Annotated in this window: 19 protein-coding genes; 6 read left to right on the plus strand and 13 right to left on the minus strand. The window is 39.4% G+C overall.

Annotated elements, in window-relative coordinates; genetic code table 11:
• Positions 1-297 precede the first annotated feature (297 nt).
• Positions 298-786, plus strand: a complete 489-nt coding sequence (locus tag NST91_RS23610) for a hypothetical protein (protein ID WP_341333111.1) — start codon at positions 298-300, stop codon at positions 784-786.
• A gap of 105 nt (positions 787-891) precedes the next feature.
• Complete coding sequence (locus tag NST91_RS23615; RefSeq protein WP_341333594.1) at positions 892-1767, plus strand: M15 family metallopeptidase; 876 nt, start codon at positions 892-894, stop codon at positions 1765-1767.
• A gap of 225 nt (positions 1768-1992) precedes the next feature.
• On the opposite strand, the gene NST91_RS23620 is transcribed toward NST91_RS23615, so the two are convergent.
• The 5 genes from NST91_RS23620 to NST91_RS23640 all read right to left on the minus strand — a co-directional run bounded on the left by NST91_RS23620 (position 1993) and on the right by NST91_RS23640 (position 8717).
• Positions 1993-3441 (minus strand): sodium:solute symporter family transporter, encoded by a 1449-nt coding sequence (locus NST91_RS23620; RefSeq protein ID WP_121445595.1) that lies wholly within the window; start codon positions 3439-3441, stop codon positions 1993-1995.
• Between the two features lie 145 nt (positions 3442-3586).
• A complete protein-coding gene (locus tag NST91_RS23625; protein WP_165918107.1) occupies positions 3587-3733 on the minus strand; it encodes a hypothetical protein in 147 nt (48 codons plus the stop codon).
• A gap of 28 nt (positions 3734-3761) precedes the next feature.
• Positions 3762-5501, minus strand: coding sequence for a hydantoinase B/oxoprolinase family protein (locus NST91_RS23630; protein ID WP_121445594.1), 1740 nt, complete (start codon positions 5499-5501; stop codon positions 3762-3764).
• Entirely contained in the window at positions 5482-7575 is a 2094-nt protein-coding gene (locus NST91_RS23635) for a hydantoinase/oxoprolinase family protein (protein WP_341333112.1), read from the minus strand. Before NST91_RS23635 ends, NST91_RS23630 begins: the two co-directional genes overlap by 20 nt.
• 20 nt (positions 7576-7595) lie before the next feature.
• The gene (locus NST91_RS23640) at positions 7596-8717 is read right to left on the minus strand and encodes a tyramine oxidase subunit B (protein WP_341333113.1); all 1122 of its coding nucleotides are present in this window, start codon (positions 8715-8717) and stop codon (positions 7596-7598) included.
• Between the two features lie 221 nt (positions 8718-8938).
• Between NST91_RS23640 and NST91_RS23645 the strand changes: the two genes are divergently transcribed.
• Positions 8939-10735 carry a sigma 54-interacting transcriptional regulator gene (locus NST91_RS23645; RefSeq protein WP_341333114.1) on the plus strand — a complete coding sequence of 599 codons (1797 nt, stop codon included), beginning with the start codon at positions 8939-8941 and terminating at the stop codon, positions 10733-10735.
• An 840-nt stretch (positions 10736-11575) separates the two neighbouring features.
• On the opposite strand, the gene NST91_RS23650 is transcribed toward NST91_RS23645, so the two are convergent.
• Positions 11576-12757, minus strand: a complete 1182-nt coding sequence (locus NST91_RS23650; protein ID WP_341333115.1) for a M14 family zinc carboxypeptidase — start codon at positions 12755-12757, stop codon at positions 11576-11578.
• Between the two features lie 400 nt (positions 12758-13157).
• Here NST91_RS23650 and NST91_RS23655 point away from each other — a divergent pair, with 400 nt between their 5' ends.
• Both NST91_RS23655 and NST91_RS23660 read left to right on the plus strand, forming a co-directional pair.
• Positions 13158-14087: an ATP-binding cassette domain-containing protein gene (locus NST91_RS23655; protein ID WP_121445589.1), complete on the plus strand. Its 930-nt coding sequence runs from the start codon at positions 13158-13160 to the stop codon at positions 14085-14087.
• Between the two features lies 1 nt (position 14088).
• A complete protein-coding gene (locus NST91_RS23660) occupies positions 14089-15210 on the plus strand; it encodes an ABC transporter permease (protein WP_341333116.1) in 1122 nt (373 codons plus the stop codon).
• Between the two features lie 142 nt (positions 15211-15352).
• Here NST91_RS23660 and NST91_RS23665 read toward each other — a convergent pair whose 3' ends face one another.
• From NST91_RS23665 to NST91_RS23695, 7 genes are all read right to left on the minus strand, one after another.
• Complete coding sequence (locus NST91_RS23665) at positions 15353-15946, minus strand: ribulose-phosphate 3-epimerase (protein ID WP_341333117.1); 594 nt, start codon at positions 15944-15946, stop codon at positions 15353-15355.
• A gap of 146 nt (positions 15947-16092) precedes the next feature.
• Positions 16093-16899 (minus strand): BtpA/SgcQ family protein, encoded by an 807-nt coding sequence (locus NST91_RS23670; protein ID WP_341333118.1) that lies wholly within the window; start codon positions 16897-16899, stop codon positions 16093-16095.
• 26 nt (positions 16900-16925) lie between these two features.
• Positions 16926-18266: a PTS galactitol transporter subunit IIC gene (locus NST91_RS23675; RefSeq protein ID WP_341333119.1), complete on the minus strand. Its 1341-nt coding sequence runs from the start codon at positions 18264-18266 to the stop codon at positions 16926-16928.
• Positions 18267-18290: 24 nt separating this feature from the next.
• Positions 18291-18566: a PTS sugar transporter subunit IIB gene (locus tag NST91_RS23680; protein ID WP_341333120.1), complete on the minus strand. Its 276-nt coding sequence runs from the start codon at positions 18564-18566 to the stop codon at positions 18291-18293.
• A complete protein-coding gene (locus NST91_RS23685; RefSeq protein ID WP_341333121.1) occupies positions 18563-19681 on the minus strand; it encodes a M42 family metallopeptidase in 1119 nt (372 codons plus the stop codon). Before NST91_RS23685 ends, NST91_RS23680 begins: the two co-directional genes overlap by 4 nt.
• A 4-nt stretch (positions 19682-19685) precedes the next feature.
• Positions 19686-20165 (minus strand): PTS sugar transporter subunit IIA, encoded by a 480-nt coding sequence (locus NST91_RS23690; RefSeq protein WP_121445584.1) that lies wholly within the window; start codon positions 20163-20165, stop codon positions 19686-19688.
• Positions 20166-20954 carry a DeoR family transcriptional regulator gene (locus NST91_RS23695; protein WP_121445583.1) on the minus strand — a complete coding sequence of 263 codons (789 nt, stop codon included), beginning with the start codon at positions 20952-20954 and terminating at the stop codon, positions 20166-20168.
• Positions 20955-21431: 477 nt separating this feature from the next.
• On the opposite strand from NST91_RS23695, the gene NST91_RS23700 reads away from it, so the two are divergent.
• Positions 21432-21872 carry an SRPBCC family protein gene (locus NST91_RS23700; protein ID WP_121445582.1) on the plus strand — a complete coding sequence of 147 codons (441 nt, stop codon included), beginning with the start codon at positions 21432-21434 and terminating at the stop codon, positions 21870-21872.
• Positions 21873-22192 lie beyond the last annotated feature (320 nt).

Genomic DNA, 22192 nt, shown 5'->3' on the forward strand with positions numbered 1-22192 from the left:
GTTGAAGTAACTGGAAAGAATACTCCTATAAAAAGAGTTTACCTAAAGAGGTTAGTCAGACAAGATTCTACTGGAATATGGACGGTTGTAGGATACGACCCCAAAGAATAGACGCTATGGTTGGCAAATAGAAAGCTGAGAGCTATAGATGCTAAAAAGTTACTTATTGTTAATTGGAAAAACTGTCTTAGTTAGACAGTTTTTTTCTTGTATTTCGGATATCTTTATTTGTAAGGAAGAAGGAAGTAGCATAGAATGAAAAGGCGTTCTTATCCATTTTATAAGGAGTGATAAGCATTGAGAAAAGCCTATATTTTGTTTGTTTCAGTCTTGTTTTTCATTTTCCTAACAGGTTGCCAATCGGAAGAAATTATAAAGAAAAAGGAGAAAGAACCTCTTCCAAATCATAGTGTATTTAACTTAGATGAAGAAAGTATCAAAGAATTAGAAAATGGAAGTTTAAAAGGCACCCCTTTGAAAGTCGCAAAAGATGTTGTGATGAGCGACATTGAAGAAGCGTGGGGAACACCTCATGAACATCACGACTACGAGGATATCCAAACTTACTCCTACATCATTGATAATCAACGATTTGTTATCAACGAAGATGAAATGAAAGAAATCTATTCCGTTCATGTCGAACTCGATTACACCAAAGAACAAATCCTCGAACTAATGGGCGAACCTACGCAAGCAGGCAACATCTTTCTTTATGAAAAAGAACATCATGTGATTCAATTTGAAAAGTTCGGTGACAAATGGAGATTAATCATCAGAGTGAAGTGATATCACTGTTAGTAAAGCAAAGAAAACGCACAAATCTTCGACAAACTTCGGGGAGAATCGGAGCGTCACTGTGACTTTCTTAGGAGGTGAAAAAAATTGCAACGAATAAAAAAATGGATATGGACTGCGGTCTTGATTATTACAGTTGTTGCGGCTTTTATGATTTTCAGTCCATTCCTTCAAAATAAAGAATCACAGTCAGAAGTAAAAACCATTTCCAATATGATGAAAAGAGAGCCTCCCGTAAAGAAGATCAAAACCATCAACATAAACGAGAATCAGATTTTCCAAGGTGACTTACTATTAGCCAACAATACCTACCCGATAAAACAATCGAGTATAAAAGGAGATATTGCCCCATTATCTGAAATAGCGGAACTGGGGCAACAATTCGGGACGAGCGTTGATACTATTTCTATATCAAAAGAGGCGGGACTCGAATTCTCAAAGATGATAGAGGCTGCAAAAAAGGATGGGCTGGTTCACTTTTCGGTGAATAGTGGGTTTCGTGACTTTGAGGAACAAGCAAAACTCTATAAAGAGATGGGATCTAGTTACGCCTTGCCACCAGGTTATAGCGAGCATAATCTAGGATTATCACTCGATGTTGGTTCGACCATGATGAAAATGGAAAATGCCCCTGAAGGAAAATGGATGGGAGAAAACGCATGGAAATACGGATTTATTCTCCGGTATCCAAGGGACAAAACAGATATTACCGGAATTGAATATGAGCCTTGGCACTTCCGTTATGTAGGCTTGCCCCACAGTGCGCTTATGAAGGAAAAAAATTTCGTGCTGGAGGAATACATAGATTATTTAAAAAAAGAAAAGAGCGTGATGACAACGGTTGGCGAAACAGACTATTACATCTCCTACCACCCTGTTTCAGACACACTTGAAATCGTAGAACCAATTCTTTCTCAATATGAGGTTTCTGGGAATAACGTGGATGGGGTTATTGTGACGAGGTATCGGTAGTGATTTCCTGATTCATTCTAAATTAGAAGCATTCTATGTGTACGACCCAAGATTCACTTCAACTAAATAAAAAAATAGTAGTGTTACCCAATGCCTTGGTCTGCACTACTATTTTTTATGTTTGTGATACCTTTTCTGAACCTATGAAAGCTAAGCCTGTACCTCTTTCCCACAACAAGTTTCAACCAGCTGATTTTTCGAAAAAACTCGGGGCGTCACTGTGAACTATTCCCCTAATGCAATGTCTTCGTTGAGTGCTTTGTTTGCTTTATAGCGATTTTCAATGAAGGTGCCGATAATTAAGACTAGGAGTGTGACAGGGAGCCCCATTAGAACTGGGTCGAGTGCCCAGACGAATACGACACCACCTTCTCCACTTGATGCAGCACTGTTACCCAAAATAATTCCGTATATTGTAGTTATTGCACCTAAAATCATGGCAATTATTGAAGAATAATAGGCCGTCCTAGACGCTTTCCAAAAGACAATGGCTAGTAATACAGGAGCTAGCGATGCTGCCATGATTCGTCCACCTGTTAGTAGTAACTCCAAAATGTATGGTATCGACCTACCGATGAGTGTACCGATTATCGCTACTACAACAACCGATACCTTCGTTACATTTAATATTTGGCGATCAGTTGCATTAGGATTAATTAAACGCTTGTAAATATCTAATGATATATTAGACGCAGTCGTTAAGATGGTAGAGCTCAATGTTGAGATACAGGAAGCGACAATAATAATGGCAAAGATAATACTACCAAAACTTCCAAACAAGGTTGTCATCTGCAAGAAGGCGTCGGATGGTAAGATGTCTGGGAAAATAACAAGGGCGAGAATCCCTGTAATGAATGGAACCATATACCAAACAATCGCTGTAATTCCACCGTAGAAAAATGATTTCTTAGCTACCTCATCACTTTCAGCTGACAAACCACGTTGGAGCATTGTTTGATAACCCGCACACGTTAACGCTCCAGAAATAATCCAGCCCACAGTTTGAGACATTCCAGCATTCAATACGTTAGTATGTGTATCCGGAATTAGATTTACAAATGCATCCCAACCTCCGATATACGCAATTCCTAATGGAATCATAAGTGTTGTACCGATTAGTATCATTGCTGCTTGAATCGTGTCTGTAATCATTACCGCCCACATTCCACCTAAAACAGTAAAAGCAAGTGTAACACCTAAGGTAATAAGCAATGCTACATCAAGAGGTATATCAAATACTGTTTTAAAAACAACCGCCATCCCTATGGCAGACCCTGCTGTTACTCCAAGGTCACGACAGACAACAAGTATAACAGCTACCACTCGGTGCGGCCATCCGAAAAACTTCTCAAACAATTCTGGAATGGTGGTAATGTTCGCTCTTCTCAAACGAGGAATAAACCAATACCCTGACCACATTAAAATAACTAAGAATCCTAAACTCGCAAAATACCCAGATATGCCTAGCGAGTACCCAGATCCACCGTAACCTAATAGAGTAGCAGAGTTAATGAGCGTGGCTACAATTCCCCCAACGACTAACCACATTGGTACAGCCCTTCCTGCCAAAATAAAGTCACTAGAATCTCTCTTTTTCATTCGTTTGGCAGCAATGGGTCCAATGGCGAGCATAGCTCCGAAATACACAACAAACAAAATAATGGCTAATCCCATTTTTATATCCCCCTTTTCTTTTGAGTGGAGTAGTTGTGGTAGCTAAAATGAGTACTTTGGATGACTATACAGCACCTGCTCGAAGTACACTCGGTCCCGCTCTTGCCACCACAATTTGTCTCCTCTCAATAATTAATATTTCGCTCTACGATAAAATCACTGACCATAAGCCCACATATAAAATAGCTACAATCGTAAGTCCAAGAAATAATCCGATAACCTTTAATGGAGGTGCCTCGACTTGATCCATCTCAGACTCTCCTGGTTGTAGTTGGTTATCTAATTTACTCATGTTCATCTCTCCTTTCATTTTCCAAAGCTTACAAACTAGTTTTTAATAGTTCTCGTTGTTCATTTGTTTTTACGTCATCCACTTTATTATCAAATATAATGACACCGTATTGATTTGCAGCCTCATCAGCTGTAATATTGCCTTTAATTACATCATCCAATACTAACTCTGGCTCACGTTCAAGTGGACCGAAATAGCCTCCGCCACCCGCTGTTTCAATAATCACCGTACTATCCTTAGGTACCTCCATCGTGACCTTAGAGGATAAAGCTACCTTTTCTCCTTCAGGTGTAATAAGTGTACAGGCTGACGTTTTTCCCTCTTTTCCTCCAAGGAGCCCCCATGGTCCAAGCTTTTGACGGTCAGTCATCAAGGTGATTGTTGCTCCATCTTCCAGGAAGTGCATTTCTCTTGTTAAGCCCATGCCGCCACGATACTTACCAGCACCACTGCTGCTATCAACCAACGCATATTTCTTTACTAGAATTGGGAAAGTTTGTTCAATGACTTCAACAGGTGTGTTAAGTGTGTTTGTCATATTCGTATGAACACCATCCATACCGTCTAGCCCGTCAACAGCACCTTGACCTCCTCCGTATGTTTCAACATAGGAGAAATATTCATTGGTTTGTGCATTGAAGCCACCAATCGCAATTCCGCTCATCGTACCTGAACATGCAGCCATCGACCGCTCTGGTAACACCTTCGCCATTGCTCCTAAAATCGCATCTGTGATTCGTTGCGATGTATTTGCATTTGCATTTGATACGGCAGCAGGGAAGTTAGGATTCACAATCGTACCCTTTGGTGCAATGATTTTAATAGAACGGTAGGTTCCTGCATTAGGCGGAACATCTGGGTCTAAAATTGACTTTACCGCATAATACACACAGGCACTTGTTACTCCATGTGTCGAATTAACAGGGCCACTTGCTTGTTTTGATGAACCTGTAAAATCTACCGTGATTTCATCGTCATGAATGATGACCTTTGCCCGTACCTTGATAAAGTCCTCATTAATTCCGTCTCCCTCTAGATAGTCCTCAAATTCGTAAACTCCGCTTGGGACCTCTTTTATCGCTACTCGTAATCGGCGATCAGAATACTCAATAATCTCTTTCATGCAAGCTTCGGTATGCTCGAAGCTATATTTTTCAAACATTTCCTTTAACCGAGTTTCTGCTACATTATTAGCTGCTAGCTGAGCGTAGAGATCTCCAATAACTTCTTTTCCTGTTCGTACATTACTGGAAAGTAACCGGATAACCTCATTGTCTAGTACCCCTGCTTTTCGTACTCGAATGGCAGGTAGGCGCAGTCCTTCTTGGAAGATTTCAGTTGCTTTTACAGACATACTACCAGGTGTTTGCCCACCAACATCAACATGGTGGGCAATATTTGCAGCTAGAGCTGCTAGCTTGCCTTGATAAAATACAGGACTAATCATAAAAATATCTGGTAAATGTGATCCACTAATATAAGGGTCATTGATTAAAATCGCATCACCTTCCTGTAACTCATCCGCAGGATAAATTTTAAGAACCTCCTCCACCACTGAAGGCATCAAACCTAGGTGCAGTGGAACGTGCTCTGCTTGGGCCACAAGCTGACCGTCCCGTGTATATATAGCCGTAGAGCAGTCCATACGGTCTTTAATATTCGTAGATAAAGAAGTACGAATTAACGTCACACCCATTTCTTCTGCGATGGTATGAAAGGCGTTTTTCATAACTTCTAGTGTGATTGCATCAATACGCATTTCGCTCATAAACTTCTTCCCCCTTCTTGCTAACGCTTTCAACCTTTGAAATGATAAAGTTTCCATCTTGATCAACTTTTGCCTGATAATGTGGCGGAATAACAATGGTTGAATCTAATTGCTCGATAATCGTAGGTCCTTGTACCTGATGCTGAACACTTATATCAGCTCGACGATAGATCGGCGTCTCCTCATATCTACTATTGAAATAAGCTAATCTTGTATCAATTTCTTTTAAATCATCACAAACGGCTGTTTCGAGTCCCTCTATTTTCAGTTCTTTAATTTTTCCGATTCCAACCACGCGTAAATTGATAATTTCAATTTCTTCATCTCGTCTACTAAAGCCATATATTTTTTCATGGGCTTGATGGAAGGATTCAATGGCTTCTAGTAAAACACTTGAAGTAACCTGTAAAGAACTAACAGGAACATTGATTTCGTAGGCTTGCTTTTTATATCGAATATCGATACTTCCTTGGACCTCAGCTGTTCCTTGTGAAAATCCTTCAGTGAGGAGTTCTTTATATGCTTTTTTACTCAATTCCTCATAAATTCGATTAAGTTTGTCTAAGTGAAATTCAGAAGAACGGTTCGATAAAGTACGGACATAATCATGACGTACATCTGCCATTAACATCCCCATGGCACAGGTAATCCCTGGATTTGGCGGAATGATTACATTACTGCAGCCAAGCTGCTCTGCGATATCGACTGCATGAACAGGACCAGCACCACCGAACGCTACAAGTGCGAAGTCCCTAGGGTCATGCCCTTTTTCTATCGAAATTACCCGAATACCTCTCACCATATTTGCATTAACCACTCTTAAAATTCCTTCTGCTGCTTCCTCAACGGTTAGATTCAAAGGATCTGCTATTTTTTCTTTCATAACTTTCCTTGCTGCTTCCACATCCATCTTCATTCTTCCACCTAAGATAGAATTTGGATTCAAACGACCTAAAATGACATTCGCATCACTAACAGTTGGCTCAGTACCCCCATGACCATAACATACAGGACCTGGTCGAGCGCCTGCACTATGAGGCCCTACACGTAGGGCTCCGCCTGGGTCAATCCAAGCAATACTACCTCCACCTGAACCAATTGTATGCATCTCAATCATCGGTAGCTTAATCGGATGACCCTCTATATTACTCATTGTTGTAAACTGAGGCTGACCATTTTCGATGAGAGCTGTATCTAAACTTGTGCCTCCCATATCAATGGTAATTAAGTTTTTATACTCCGTATTCTTCGCAATGATCGAACCTGCTAACGTCCCACCCGCAGGTCCAGATAGAACAGTTTTTGCTGGTGTTTCCATGGCAGCTTCCGCACTAATGATTCCACCATTTGACTGCATGATATATAGGTTACTTGAAATCTTTAAATCTTTTAGGTTATCTTTTAAATGATTTAAATAATATTTCATTTTTGGTAATACATAGGCATTCGCAACAACCGTACTTGTTCGTTCATACTCTTTGAACTCTGGTAGTACTTCACTTGATAAAGTTAATGAAAGATGTGGTAGCTCCTTTTCAATAATTTCTTTAACAAGCTTTTCATGTTCAGAATTGACATAAGAATTAATGAAACAAATGGCCAATGATTCAATTCGGTTCTCTTTCAAGACCTCAATAATTTCGTATACTTCTTTCTCGTTAACTTCCTTTAACACATCCCCTTGAAAGGAGATTCTTTCATCAAGCTCCAAACGTAAATTTCGCGGAACTAGTGGATTGTTTTTACGAGCTCTGAAATCATATAGTTTTGGTCTTGTCTGTCTTCCGATTTGTAACACGTCTTTGAATCCCTTTGTTGTTAAAAGGGCCGTATTGGCTCCCTTTTGCTCAAGAAGTGTATTGGTTGCAACCGTTGAACCGTGAATGAAAAAGCCAACATCCTCAAAGCTTAGGTTGTTTTCTTTAATGATTTGCTTCGTTCCATCAATCACCGCTAAAGATGGGTTATGGGGTGTTGACGGTACCTTTGTTACGTAGATTTTTCCAGATTCCTCATGTACAAGTGCAACATCTGTAAAAGTTCCACCTGTATCTACACCGATACGATAACTCATTCTTCATCTCCTCCTTTTTATTAAGCCCAATGAGCCTTTTCCCATAATAGTAGTTGTGTTCCGAGGCCTTTTTGAAGGGCATTTTGATACACTTGATATCCCCAGGCTACATCATAGACAGGCATACCACCTGTTACAAATAAGATAACCTCATCCTCATTATTTCTCGCTAGTTTCTGACCAGACACTACATCACCCAGATTAATAATGTCTTCACTATTCTTTTGTTGCTGTTCCACTAATTGTAATAACTGACCGGTCGGCGCCCAATCTTTAATACTATCAAATCCAAGCGGATGCTCTCTCGCATCTTGAAGCCACGCCTCATGCATTTTCCAATTATCAGCAACAACTTTATGTTCGAGATATACCTCATCATCAAAATCGGCAGGTCCAGTAAGAGTCACAAGACAGCCTGGTTTAAGCCACTGCTTCTCAATTCGCGCTTTATTTTGCCCACTTGTAGCAACACTAATAATATCTGCATCTACAATCGCATCCTTTAAGGTATGTACAGGTACGACATTTAACTGTAACTCCTCACTCATCTGCTGGCTAAATTCCTGAGCCTTTTCAAAAAATAAATCGTAAACTTTAATTTCCTTAAGAGAACGCTGTGTTTCTGCAATCGCCTTCAAACATGCCTTACTGATAACACCCGCACCTAGTATGCCAACTGTTTCTGCATTCGGTTTGGCTAAATATTTTGCTGCAACCCCTGGAATCGCGCCAGTTCTCGTTGCGCTAATAAGGTTTCCGGACATATGAGCAAGTGGCTGTCCCGTGTCAGGATCATTCAAAGTAACCATTAAGATAGATCGAGGTAGTCCCTTGCCACGATTAGCAATATTAGAGCCATACCATTTGTCTCCACACACATTAAAATCTCCACCGACATAAGCAATCATCGACATAAATCGGCGATCTGGTCCTGCTACAGGCATATTTGGTCCTCTTTTTTCTGTTGGAAACCATAACATCATTCCATGTTCATTTTCCAGAGGTCCCCCCATTAAATAATCACCGGTCGCCATTAATTCAAATACCTTTTCAATTGTTGATACACAATTCTTCATATCTAGTACTCCCGCTTCAATTACCTCGGGTTCAGACAAATATAAAAACTCAAGTTTGTCACTCATAAGTGCAAGCCTCCTATTAATGGAAAAAGTTTTTTGATTCATTATTTATTAATGCAAAAAGCATGCCAACTTTAAAAAGCTACTAAATTAGGAAAGTTTCAATTCTCAAATTGAGAAATTTCTCATAACGAGAATTATTTTTCTAACTTTGAGAATTTTTATATTATTTAAGAAATGGCTGTTTTATAATAAAAATAATCCATACTTTAGAGGAGGAGCCTATGAATATCTCAAAGATCAAACACGTTGCACAGGACATTGCAGAAGCAATTTATGCAGCTTTTCAAATGGATGTAGAAATAGTCAACTCAGATGCTGTTAGAGTTGCAGCAACTGGTAGGGCCTTCCCTAAAATAGGAAGGAAAATGCAGTACGGTACCGGAAGCAAAATGGTCATGGAAACCAACCAATATGTATTTATTGATAATACGCAACTGAGTAAGGTCTGTTTAAGTTGCCCTGGTTTGGGAAAATGTTCGTATCTTGGAGGTATTATTACCCCGATACATTACGAGAACGAAATTATTGGCACAATCAATATGGTTGCATACGATTATGACCGATTACATACGATAAAACAAAATCTAGAAGGTATTGCAGACTTTCTAGAAAAAATGTCCGATTTATTAGCAACCAAAATGTCTGAACTTGAATTAATTGAAAAAGAGTCGAAAATGAATAGTGCATTACGAACCTTAATTAATACGATTTCAAATGGGGTAATCGCTATTGATCCAGGCGGAGACATCACACAAATTAATGAAAAGGCGAAGGAAATGCTTTTCTTTTCGAATGTCAGGGTAGAAGTTCAATCAATTTATGAGCTATTTGAGGATTTTCCTACTCATGAAATAAAAACGGGCCAAGAGTTACAAAATTATGAACTGACGTATAAACGACTTCATACAAAGCACCGATACTTAGCCAATATTAAATCAATTATAGTAAACCAAAGGTACGAGGGGGCAGTTATCTCGTTACAAAATTACAAGGATGTCCAAATTATGGCCTATGAAATGATGAATAGTAACCGGGATATAACCTTTAATGACATTATTGGTGAGTCACCAAAGATAAAGGAAATAAAATCATTAATTGCCCATGTTGCAGATGGAAACTCTACCATTTTGATCACAGGTGAGAGCGGAACAGGAAAAGAAATGTTCGCAAGGGCCATCCACCAAGCCAGTTCACGAGCATCAAAACCATTCATCTCCATAAACTGTGGTGCTATACCTGAAACGCTTATTGAAAGTGAGCTATTTGGGTATGAAAAGGGTGCATTTACTGGGGCCCATGCGAAAGGAAGAGTGGGAAAGTTCGAGCTGGCAGACCAAGGTACCATATTCTTGGACGAAGTTGGGACAATGCCCCTCTATTTACAGATTAAACTATTACGTGTTCTGCAAACGCGGGAAATCGATAAAATTGGGGGAAAAGAAACAATTCCAGTCGATGTCCGGATAGTTGCCGCAACAAATAGTAATCTTGAAAAAATGGTGGAAGAGGGTGAATTTCGAGAGGATCTATACTACCGACTGAATGTTATCCCGATTAAACTCCCACCACTCAGGGATCGCAGCGAGGATATCATCCATCTGTCACACTTTTTTATTGCAAGATATTCAGAGATGTTGGGTCGAAATATCACATACATATCCCATGAGGCAGAACAAACACTACTATCCCATCAATGGCCAGGAAACATCCGCGAGCTTGAAAATGCAATTGAGTTTGCCATCAATCTTGCAGGGCATGAAGAAACCATCCTCTCAGAAAAGCATCTTCCATCTTCAATAAAAAACAATACGAGTAGAACGAATGTAACACAGCATGCTAGCAATCAAGATCTACAAATAACCCAACTGGCCATCTCAATTGACGAATATGAAAAAAACCAAATCTTACACCTATTAAACAACATCGGTTCATCAACGACGGCCAAAAAAAGAATTGCCAAACAACTTGGAATGAGTCTGGCAACCCTCTACAGAAAAATCAAGCACTATGGAATTTAGATTGTTGAAGTTAAAGTGGGAATTAATCTGTCTTCTGGGAGATTCGTTCCCAACCTAGTAGTATAATAGATATATACAATTATAAGGCAGGTTCGTCTGGTGCAAGGAAGTATGCTAGGTAGTTTACAGAGATACACACGTAAGGAGTAAGGGTTTAATGCACGTTATTTGGGAAACCACGAAATTATTTATATTGAAGATGCCTTCGCTGTTTTCCAAAAAGCTCGTTTAAACATTTATCGGTTAGATGAGATTGAAGATTACGTTAATACAAAAGGATATTTCTCTGAAGTCGGGTGGAAATATTGGAAGAGGCAAAATTAATCTTCGAAGAAAACAATTTGACGAATTAGAAGCTAGAATGGGCATAAACACTGTTAAATCTATTATTAGTGTTTCAAGAGGCCATGCTCAAAACACACTCGATCTTAAAGAACTTATCACATTAATAAATGCCTACCTTATTTTAAGATTGAAAAAACGGTTTTATCTGTTCAGCGTTTTTTGCTGACACTACTCAAAATGAAACACAGACAGGTTAAAGTCATGGTAGGTACCATAACTGAGGTTTTCACCAATAAAAATGTGGAACTTTGCAAGTTAAAATGCAAAGTTCCACATCCTGTAACGACCATTTACGAAACAAAAACAAGAGATGCCTGTAAAATGACAAGCATCTCAAAAAATATGATTATCACTTTAATATAGTAACTTTAACTTATCCCGAAGCGATCTTGCACTGGTATCCCTAGACGTTACTGTGAGAAAGAAGTGGGACAAGGGACCTGTCCCTGTGACCCACACTTTTGACAACTTTCGAATCTTCAACATGACCTCCGCCTATTGTCTACCTTTGGTCAATGGAATAGATTCGTATTCTTCAGGGTTAATGTCGTACACGGTACCGTCAGCTACGCCGTTGATAATTCCGTATAGACCTCTTTCAACCGCTTTTACTAATTCACCCTTTTTCTTTTGGCCCATGCTTTGTGTTTGGCCTCTTACTTCAAACAACACGGCACCACTTCCGTTTAGCGCAAATGTTCCTAATGCTGTACCTGGTAAGTCTAGGCCTTGTGGATAGAGGGATATGTTTGCATTCCCTTTTTCTTGTAAGGCGTCAAATACTGCAACATTCAGCTGGCGCGAGAAATCATAGTCGTATGTATCCGCATATTCGGCGTATTTTTCAGTTGTAGATGGGTCTGGGACGAATTGGCCGCTGATAGAGAACGTGACTAGATCGTCTGTGCCTTCTACCTCATAGTATGGTGCTTGATGGTGTAAGTCTACAAATACATCAACCTTGCCAAACTCAGCTTGAAGGTCCTTATACACGTCTCGAACGACCTGAGATTCAGGCGTAATGAACCATCCTGGTTGAGATGAATTCCCTGGGAAGTCCTCAGGTTGTGGGACATAATCAAGGTTTGGATTAAAGTCACGGTTAACATCAAAGCCTGGCTGTGATGCATAATCAAAAGTCTGATTCTGATATATATAGTAGTTCCATGTTGGTCTTACGCTTGCTAATTGTGGAAAGTCCTCTACTACCTCTGCCCATGTTAAATCATTTCCACGACGACTCAACTCAGACGCGTCTGGGTTCATTTTCGGTAGCGCTACAATCGTAACCTCTTCACGAATCTTTTGTGCTTCAGGAGAATTTGTACCTAAGAATTGTAAAATGTTGAGTATGGCCTCCGTTCCTGTCGGTTCATTTCCGTGAATTTCACTTTCGAGTAAAATGACCTTGTCTCCTTGGCCAACTGTCGCCTTGTAGATTTCTCTACCTCGGTTTGAGTAACCCGCTACCTCAACCTGAACCTTTCCTTGGCTGCTCTTTGCGATTTGCTGCAGTTTTTTCCCTAACTGCTCATGATTTGTGAACCCCTCTACAGATAAAACTTGCTCATCAGGTGTCCCAGGTGATGTTTCCGGTTGTTGTGCAAACACCGGCGTTACCAAACTTGCCGATAATGCAATAACTCCTAACGTAGAAATAACCTTTTTCTTCTTCACTCCTACCACTCCACTCTACTATTTTTTCTATGAATACAACTAGATTGTATAAATTTAGTAGATTTACATATGTCGATTTCCGCTGTCGAAACTGTACTAGTTTTGACTATTTCTATCAAATTACTTCGAAAACCGAAACTTTTATTAAAAATGATTAGTTGGTCCTATCCTATCAAATCAGCGGAAATACCTAGTTTTTATGTAGAATTGTAACTTTTGGAGTATAGGGTTTTAGATTTGATTACGGTCTAAATCTTCGACAAACTTCGAGAAGTTAGCGTGACCTAATCAATTCATTACGAATTTTTCCTTTGCTCACATCATAGGAATAAACGTGGTACTACTTTTGGTGTAGGGCTTTTGCAAAAATGGCTCGATTTCAAGGAAAGGTGATGTAAGTATGAATGTGTTAGAAGTTCGGAATTTAAAGAAATCCTTTGGTTCCATTCAAGCCGTTAAAGATATTAGCTTTTCTGTAAAAGAAGGTGAGATTTTTACCATTATCGGTCCAAATGGGGCAGGAAAAACAACAACACTAGAAATGATAGAAGGCTTGGTCACACCAGATCAAGGAGAAATACAGTTTGGTGAACTGAACTGGAAGAAGCATGCACTAACGATCAAAAGGAAAATTGGTGTACAGCCACAATCGAGTGCCATGTTTGATTTATTGACACCGGAAGAAAATTTGAATCTATTTGCTACATTCTATGATAAGGCGCGATCAACGGAGGAAATACTCAAATTGGTTAATCTTACGGAGCACCGTAAGAACCAAGTAAAAAAATTATCTGGCGGTCAGCGGCAACGACTTGCTATTGGGCTTGCCATGATTAGTGATCCCGATATTGTATTCCTGGATGAACCGACAACTGGCCTCGATCCTCAGGCACGACGAAATGTGTGGGACATTATTCTTGAGCTTAAGAATTTAGGGAAAACGACGATTCTTACCACTCATTATATGGAAGAAGCTGAAAAACTGAGCGACAGAGTATGTATCGTTGACCAGGGTTTGGTCGTAACCTTGGACTCCCCTTCCGGTTTAATCGAAAAACTAACAAACGAAAGAGAGGTACGATTATCCTTCCTTGATGGAGAGAAAGCCGCCCAGGATGCGGAGCTTTTTGCCAAATCTCTTGAGTCTGTAACACGGACAGAACGGGAAGACACGACACTTAATCTATGGACAATAAAACCCGAGGATTCACTGTTAAACCTCTTTAAATTCACAAATGAAAATGAATATCAAGTCGAACAAGTTTCTATTCACGAAATGAGTCTTGAAGATGTCTTTATTGCTTATACCGGTAAGGAGTGGAGGGATTAGGATGAATAATCTCAAGCAATTTAAACAAATGTTCCTTGCTCAGCTAAAATTAACCTTTCGTGAAAAACAAGCTTGGTTTTGGGGGATTTTCTTCCCAGTCATTTTAATGGTTATCTTTATGACGATATTCAGCGGTGGTTCAAGTGATGATTTCAACACGAAGGTGGTGATTGTAAATGAATCCCCGAATGAAACATCTACGATGATGGAAAAGCAACTGCAACAAGTTCCGATTATCGAAGAAAGCGGAGATGGTACGGTTAGTGAAGATAAAGCAAAAGATTTAGTAATAGAAAAGGAAGTAGATGCTGCCATCATTTTGCCGGAATCGGCACAGTCAACATCGATAAAACTGATCGTAAACAAAGAGAATGAACAAAGTGTATCAACCCAAGTCGTGTCGGGGATTCTCGATAATTTCATTCAGCAGGCAAACTTACAAGCCGTTGGTGCCACCCCAACTTTTAACCAGCAATTCGAGACGGTTTCCTCAGGCGATCCGGAATTAGATTATACTGACTTTCTCTTAACTGGAATGATTGCTTTATCCATTGCTCAAGGTGGCTTGTTCGGAATGGTTGACTTAGTGGATATGCGTAGAAAAGGATTAATCAAAAGGTTACGGATGACCCCAGCAAAAATGGGTATCTTTGGCCTTAGTGATATGATCATGCGTCTGGTATTTAGTATCATCCAAATCACGCTCTTATCCTTGATTGGCGTATTCGTATTCGGGGCTAATCTGTTTATTAACTTCCCTAGTTTACTATTAGTCTTCTTAATGGGAGCTCTCGCTTTTAATGCAATTGGCTATTTTATTTCTTCTTTTAGCAATACGAATGAAGCCTATATGGGAGTCGCAAACATTGTTAGCTTTCTCATGATGTTTGTTAGCGGCATTTTCTTTCCTATTGAAACAATGCCTGAATGGCTGCAACCTATCTCAAACATCCTTCCGCTCACCTATTTTGCAGACGGCCTAAGAGACAGTATGGTCTATAATACTCCTATACTTTCATCCCCACTTTGGCTTGGTTTTGGGAACATGCTTCTTTGGGGTGGGGTCGCCTTTATCTTGGGTTCCTTGTTATATAAAAGACAATCAATTGTATCAACGAGGTAAAATGATGAAAAAGGAGGGCAGATACCTGCCCTCCTTGGTGTTACCTGGACTCGAAAGTGGGACAAGGGACATGTCCCTGTGGCCCAGGTCATGCTACGAAATACAATCAAAGTCCGAAATCCCACGTGCCGCTATAGTCCAGCTATTCTCCAAAAACGGCCCTACCCATTACTGCGTGTGTAGCGCCTGCCTCGCCTAAGAGATGAAGGTGCTCGTATTTAATGCCACCATCAACCCAAATTTCTCCCTTAAAGTTGTAGTTCTTAGCCACCTTCTTAACCTTTTCAACCATTGCCACATTAAACAATTGTCCTTGTCCGTCGGGTTCCGAGGTCATAATTAAAATGCCATCTACATGATTCATTAAGTAAGAATAGGGATCCACTGGTGTTTTTGGATTGAAGGCTAAACCGCACTTTTGATTTCTCTTACGTATCTTTGATATAAAATCACTAGGATATAGAAGTGACTCAACATGGGCAAATATGATACTTGGTGATAAATCTATGATTTGATCCAAGTAATCATATGGATTGGTAACCATTAGATGAAATGAGAATGGAAGTTGTGTAACACTTCGAAGAGCTTTTATGGTTTTATGTCCAAAGGTGATATTCGATATAAAGTTTCCGTCCTCAATATCTATGTGAAGATCGTCATAATGCTCTTGAACTCTCTTTACTTCTTCGCCTAGTTGCAATGGATTTGCAGATGCAATCGAAGGTGAAATCTTCATGTGTACCTCCATTATTTCTCTATGACAGTTATGTTTTAACGCAGAAATTACTCTACGGAACATCCTCGAGGACCAATCCTATCATTCGTCCCCGTCACCAAACATCAATGGGACAAGGAACAGTCCCCTTGCCCCACCGGCATCTGTCAGTTCCTGAATCTTTTTACCTCGTCCATGAATTCTTTGACTCTCTTTTTATCAACATGATTATGGAAGTTCCCGTCGTATTTAAATGTTGTTCCAACAATGGCTCCATCTGCCACTTCTAACTGCTGTTCAAAATTGGTAAGCCTCACACCCGTATTCGCAAATAGAACAGTTTCCGGAACAGTTTTCTTCACTCGCTTCATAAGTTGAGCATCTGTCTCCACACCTGCCGTTAATCCAGAAACACAAAGTGCATCAGGCTGATTATTAAAGACGGTTGACTTTGCAATACTTTCAATTGTTCTAGGTGCCAGATAACTAGCTGCCTCAGGAATAATATTGAATAAAACCTTCACATCACCTACACCTAGATGATGCTTATGACGAATGGTGTCCCCTACATTGGTATTCCATATCCCGAAGTCGCTTGCATAAGCACCAGTAAAGATTTCTCTAACAAACAACGCATTCGTTGCGGCTGCTAAATCTAGTGACTTCTTGGCATCCCATAAGACATTTACACCAAATGGAATTTTAATTTCACTTTTCAATTCACCTATGATTCTCGCCATTGCAGCAACTGTCTCGGTTCGTACATCTGTTAGATACGGCAGGCTAAACTCATTGGAAAACATAACCGCATCTACTCCACCATCTTGAAGGGCATGTAGGTCCTTTCGAGCCATCGATATCACGTAGTCCATCCCTTTTTCGTTGTCAAAATTCGGGTCTCCAGGAAGTGGTAATAGATGACACATTGCAATAATACATTTCTCCGTTCCAATTACTTCTTTTAACCAAGTCATACCTGCACCTCTTGTTAGTCATATTTTTAATTCGTATTCCCTGATGTTGATGGTTTTCTGAAGAAGAATAATACCGCTGCTACGAAGGCTACGATTAAGAACACGCCAACTATTTTTAACTTGGCGAATAAGGAAAACACATAGGCTACTAGATTACCAGCTGATAATGCAGTAATGTCGGTTGCACCTTCAGGGAAGTCAAAGCCTGTATTCATAGCTGTTTCAGTAATAACCGAAGCAAAATAGCTTGCAAGCATGAGAATGATAGCCATTACAATGGTTCCACTTATTAACGTTCTAAAGAAATCCCCTCTATGAATAGGAGTGGCCATCGCGATAAAAAATGCAGTTGCAGCTAGATCACCGAAAGGTAAGGTTGTATTTAATGGGATAATCATTGCTAGGAGTAGGGTAATTGGAATGAGTAGGATCCCGATTGTAATTGTGGTTGAATGTCCAAGAGTTACGGCTGAATCAAGTCCGATATAAAACTCCGAGCCTTTAAAGCGCTTTTCCAAGAAGGCTTTTGCCGCGTCTGAAATAGGCACTAGACCTTCCATAATCACTTTAACCATTCGTGGTAAAAGGAGCATAAGGGCAGCCATCGCTACACCTAATTCAATCGTTTGCTTCACATCATAGCCAACTACTAAACCGATTAAAATACCTAGGAATAACCCAATCATAAATGGTTCTCCGAATATCCCTAGTTTTTGGTTAATGGCGGCTGAATCAATTTTCCTATTTTTAAAGCCTGGAATCCTGTCATATATCTTATCGAGGAGCATGTAAATAGGGACGGTCGTAATTGCAAACCCCTGCGGAATGGAGATACCTGGTATACCGATCTCTTTTTGAACCCTTTCAGCAGATACATCGGCGATTTTCAGAGCAATGATAGCGTGCCCTGCTGCCCCAAGTAACCCATACCAGAAACTATTTGTGATCGACATAATAATTGCACCTGAAAAAGCAAAGTGCCAATAATTCCAAATATCGATATTGACAGTTTTGGTTTGCTTTGTCAGAAGCATGAGGAAATTAACAATAATAATAAAAGGAATGATAACGGCTCCTACTTTTGTAGCGAATGCTACGCCAGCTGCAGCAGGCCAGCCCGCATCTACAACAGATAAATTAAGGTCGAATTTTTCTATTAAAATAGTTGTTACTGGACCAACATAGTCCCAAATAAGATTTAACACTAGGTTTAGACCGACAAACCCAATACCTACTAGAACACCGGCACGAATTGCCTTTCCGATACTAAGTCGGAAAACAAGCCCAACAATTGCAATGATGATTGGAATCATAACAGTGGCACCTAAACCACTTATATAATCAAACACACTAACAATAAAATCCATACACGATCCCCCTTATGTGATAAACTAAGATAGACTCTCTAAAATTTCTTTTTCTGTTTGCTCTACACCCACTCCAGTAATAAAGGAAATACCTAAAACTATAGGAATTGAGTAAGAACGATCGACTTTCATCGACGTAACAATCACATTTGCTTGATCTACATAGCGTGAAATATCACCAAGTGTGCATTGGATAATGTTTGCTTGAATATTTTGAGAGCTAAGTAATTTTTGGACTCGATCACAAATTAAGGTTGAAGTTGCAACACCTGCACCACATGCTACGATTATGGTCTTCATTGTGCACCTCCTTTCTCGAGTATGTATTGTTTTCCAAATGATGTATGAGTAGTTAGAGACTGTAGAAAATGGAAGAGGACGTGTATGAGTGCTTTTACATCAGATAGACATACTGTTTCAATTGGAGTATGAGTATATCTTGTAGGAATCGAAAAACCAGCTGTCATTATGCCTTGTTCAGCAAATGAAATAAACGCATTTTCAGTAATAACTCCGAGTGCGACTTCATATTGCAGGGGTATATTCTGCTGCTCGGCAATCGTAACGATTTGATTAAATAATCCTTCATCAGGGAGTACCCCGGCTAATGTCCCACGGCCATGAAAGTTCATACACGTTATGGCTGGTCCATTGCCAATGATCACATCAGAATATCCGCTCATATCCGGTGTATCACAAGAAGGAGTGACATCAATCCCTATCGAAACATCTGGTGATAGTTTTCGCACTACTGGCATGATGCCCCGAATATTAAACTCTTCTTGCACACATGCGACTAGATGAATATTCCATTGGAGTTTATCTTTTATCTGAAATAGTTCCTGAGCTAACAGTAGCAAGCTTGCACAAGCTGCGCGGTTATCCATGGCTTTATTGGAAATCAAGTCACCTGCTAGTTCCGTAAAATCAGAATGGTAGGTGATAAAAGAACCAACGTTGACTCCAAGTTCCTTCACATGTTCCCTCGTTCTTGCCCCAATATCAACATACATTCCATCAGTGGGTACTTTTCCTTTTTGATCTTGCTTTGTAAAATGATGGGACGTGGTTCCAATGAGCCCCGGGATAACTCCTTTGGAACCAATTACATCCACTTTTAGCCCCGGCAACACATTTACATGTACTCCACCAATTCGTTCAACCCGCAAAAACCCGTTCTCTTCAACCTTTCGGACAATAAACCCGATTTCATCCATGTGAGCAAATAGCATGAGCTTTTTAGGATTCGAAACACTAGAGAAAAACGAACATGTAACATTCCCTAAAGGGTCAACCTCGATTTGATCTCCATATGGCTTTAGACTTTTTATCATATAAGAAATGACCTTATCCTCACGAGAACTTACTCCAGATATGGATGTGAGCTCTTTAATGATTTGTTTGAGCTGTTCCACCGATTCACCCCCTTTTCTCTAGTAAGATTGATTGAAACAACTCTAGAACGTCTTCTTTTGTCTCTGCCTTTTGAATGTTATTCATAAATGCTTCGTTTTGAAAAAGGGACGTTACTGCCTGTAATACTTCTAGATGTTGTGACGAATGCTTTAATGCTAATAGAAACACAACACGCACTAGCACTTCTTCGTCTAACGCCCCCATGTTTCCAAAAGCTACTCCATCTTCTAAAATACCTATAGCAATTCTTTCTTTAATTACATAGGACGGTTCAGCATGTGGAATCGCAACCCCACAGCTGGTTGTCACTAATCCAGTAGGATACAAAGCCTCACGTTCCAAGAGTGCTTTTTCATACCCCTGCATTACGTAGCCCTTTTCGACTAATTCGTTTCCAAGCCAACCTAGAAGTTGTTCTTTCGAATTGCATTTCAACTTAAGAAAGATTAACTCTTCATCCAATAAACCATTAAGTAGATTCACTCATATACCACCTTCCTCTTTGCCAGCTGTTATAATATCTTTAGAAAAACTGTTCCAAGACTCGAGATCAGATAATTGTAAAAAACCTTCATCTGTAATAATGGTTTGGACCTCAAAGATATCCGCAATTTTAAAAAAAGAAATTGAACTGAATTTGCTACTATCTACTAATAAAAATCGTTCCTTACAAATGTCTATGAAAGCCTTTTTCACACTAGATTCCTCTATATTTGAGTTCGTAATTCCCTTGTGAATATGTATCGCATCTGCAGTAAGGAACACCTTATCTACATGGAATTGACTTGTAAGCATTTCTGTAATGGGGCCAATTAGACTGTATACACCTTTTCTCTTTTGACCGCCAAGAACGACTAACTCTATTCCATCATTCTCGGCCAGAACCATTGCAACCTTAATATCATTTGTAATGACTGTTATATTTTCCATATCCTTAAGCTCGTTAGCTAACATTAATGTAGTAGTCCCGCTATCAAGCAGAATGGTTTCACCAGGAAAAATATATTGTTTTGCAACTTTAGCAATCTGTTTTTTGCTCTCATTTGCAATTTGTTCCTTCAAGCTTTGTTTTGGTTCAAAATTAGTCCCCTTCTTTACACTCTTTGCGCCACCATGTGTTCGAATAATAGCACCTTCTTTTTCAAGTACTTGCAAATCACGAATAATAGTGGGTTTTGATACTTTGCATAATTCAATCAGTTCTGTTGTTTTGACAAATCCTTTCTCATTGATGAATTGCAGTATTTTTTCAGCCCTTTCAGCCTGAAGCATAAAAAATAACCACCCTTCTTACCAGATTCTATGAACCGATATGATTGTTTATGAATTCATTTGAGATGTTTTGATAAAAAAATATAAGTGGTTTTATTATCGTACCGGAAGGAATGTTTAGGAAAAAACGCTTTTGGTCCACTAGGGTGGGAAAGAACGTAGCAAATATTACAACATTTTACAATTTGATTTATTATGACGGGTTAACATGCTTTACAGGGTGAAACAATTTGATTATTTAGACCTCGGATTGTTCTGGGACAAGGGGACAGGTCCCGTGTCCCAGCTTGAATTCAGCTACATGATTTTTGTAGGATCTAATATATCCATTTTAGACCAGCCCTAAAGGTCTACCCTTTTAGGAACTATATGGGTTTGCCCCCCTACAAAAGTAATGTTAGTTCATGTCTTTTATGTAATAATATTCTTGTAGATATCTAAATCTACAATTCATACATAACGAAAGTAGGAATCAGAATGGCGACAGGAACTCATACAGTAGTAATTCCAGTAGATGTACAAGCAGTTTGGGACTATGTCAGTGATCTTGAAAAGTGGGCAACGACAGTACCAGCGTATAAAGAACATGAAATCATTAATGACAAGCAATCAATTTGGACGTTTGAAGGTAATGTAAAAGGAATTAAAAAGACGGTAAAAGCGCAGGTAGATATTACTGAGTGGAATGAGCCTTCTAATATTAAGTTTGAACTGAAAGGGTTATCAGATAACTTTACAGGTAGCGGTCACTTTACTGCAGAAGATGGTAATGGGAAAACAACCATGACTTGTACCGTGGAAGTCCATGCAGGCGGATTATCGGGTGCCGTGTTAACACCGATTATTAAATGGGCTGTTCCAAAAGTTGCAACTCGTTTAACAGAATCAATCGCTCGTAAAATTCCAGTGTTTTCATAGTTTTATAGATGAAAATCTCTCAAGCAAAGTAGAAAACAATCTGATATAACCAAAGTAATTTTAAAGATATGCATTAAGAAAGAAGATGAACTACATGATTGTATGGATTCATCTTCTTTTTTATTTTAAAGGTAATTATCAACAGCTATCTGCTAGTAACATTAATAAAAAGCCAATGACACTATTCAGCCCTACATGATTTATGTATAGTTATAGGAGGAGAGTGAAGATATGAGGTTATTAAAATTTCTTTTTTTCACCATAGTTGTATTTGTGATTCTAGGTTATGGGGTTTACTATTTTGGAACCAAAATAGTATC

It is taken from the genome of Ferdinandcohnia sp. FSL W7-1320, assembly GCF_038050315.1.
Lineage (GTDB): Bacteria > Bacillota > Bacilli > Bacillales > Bacillaceae_L > Ferdinandcohnia > Ferdinandcohnia aciditolerans.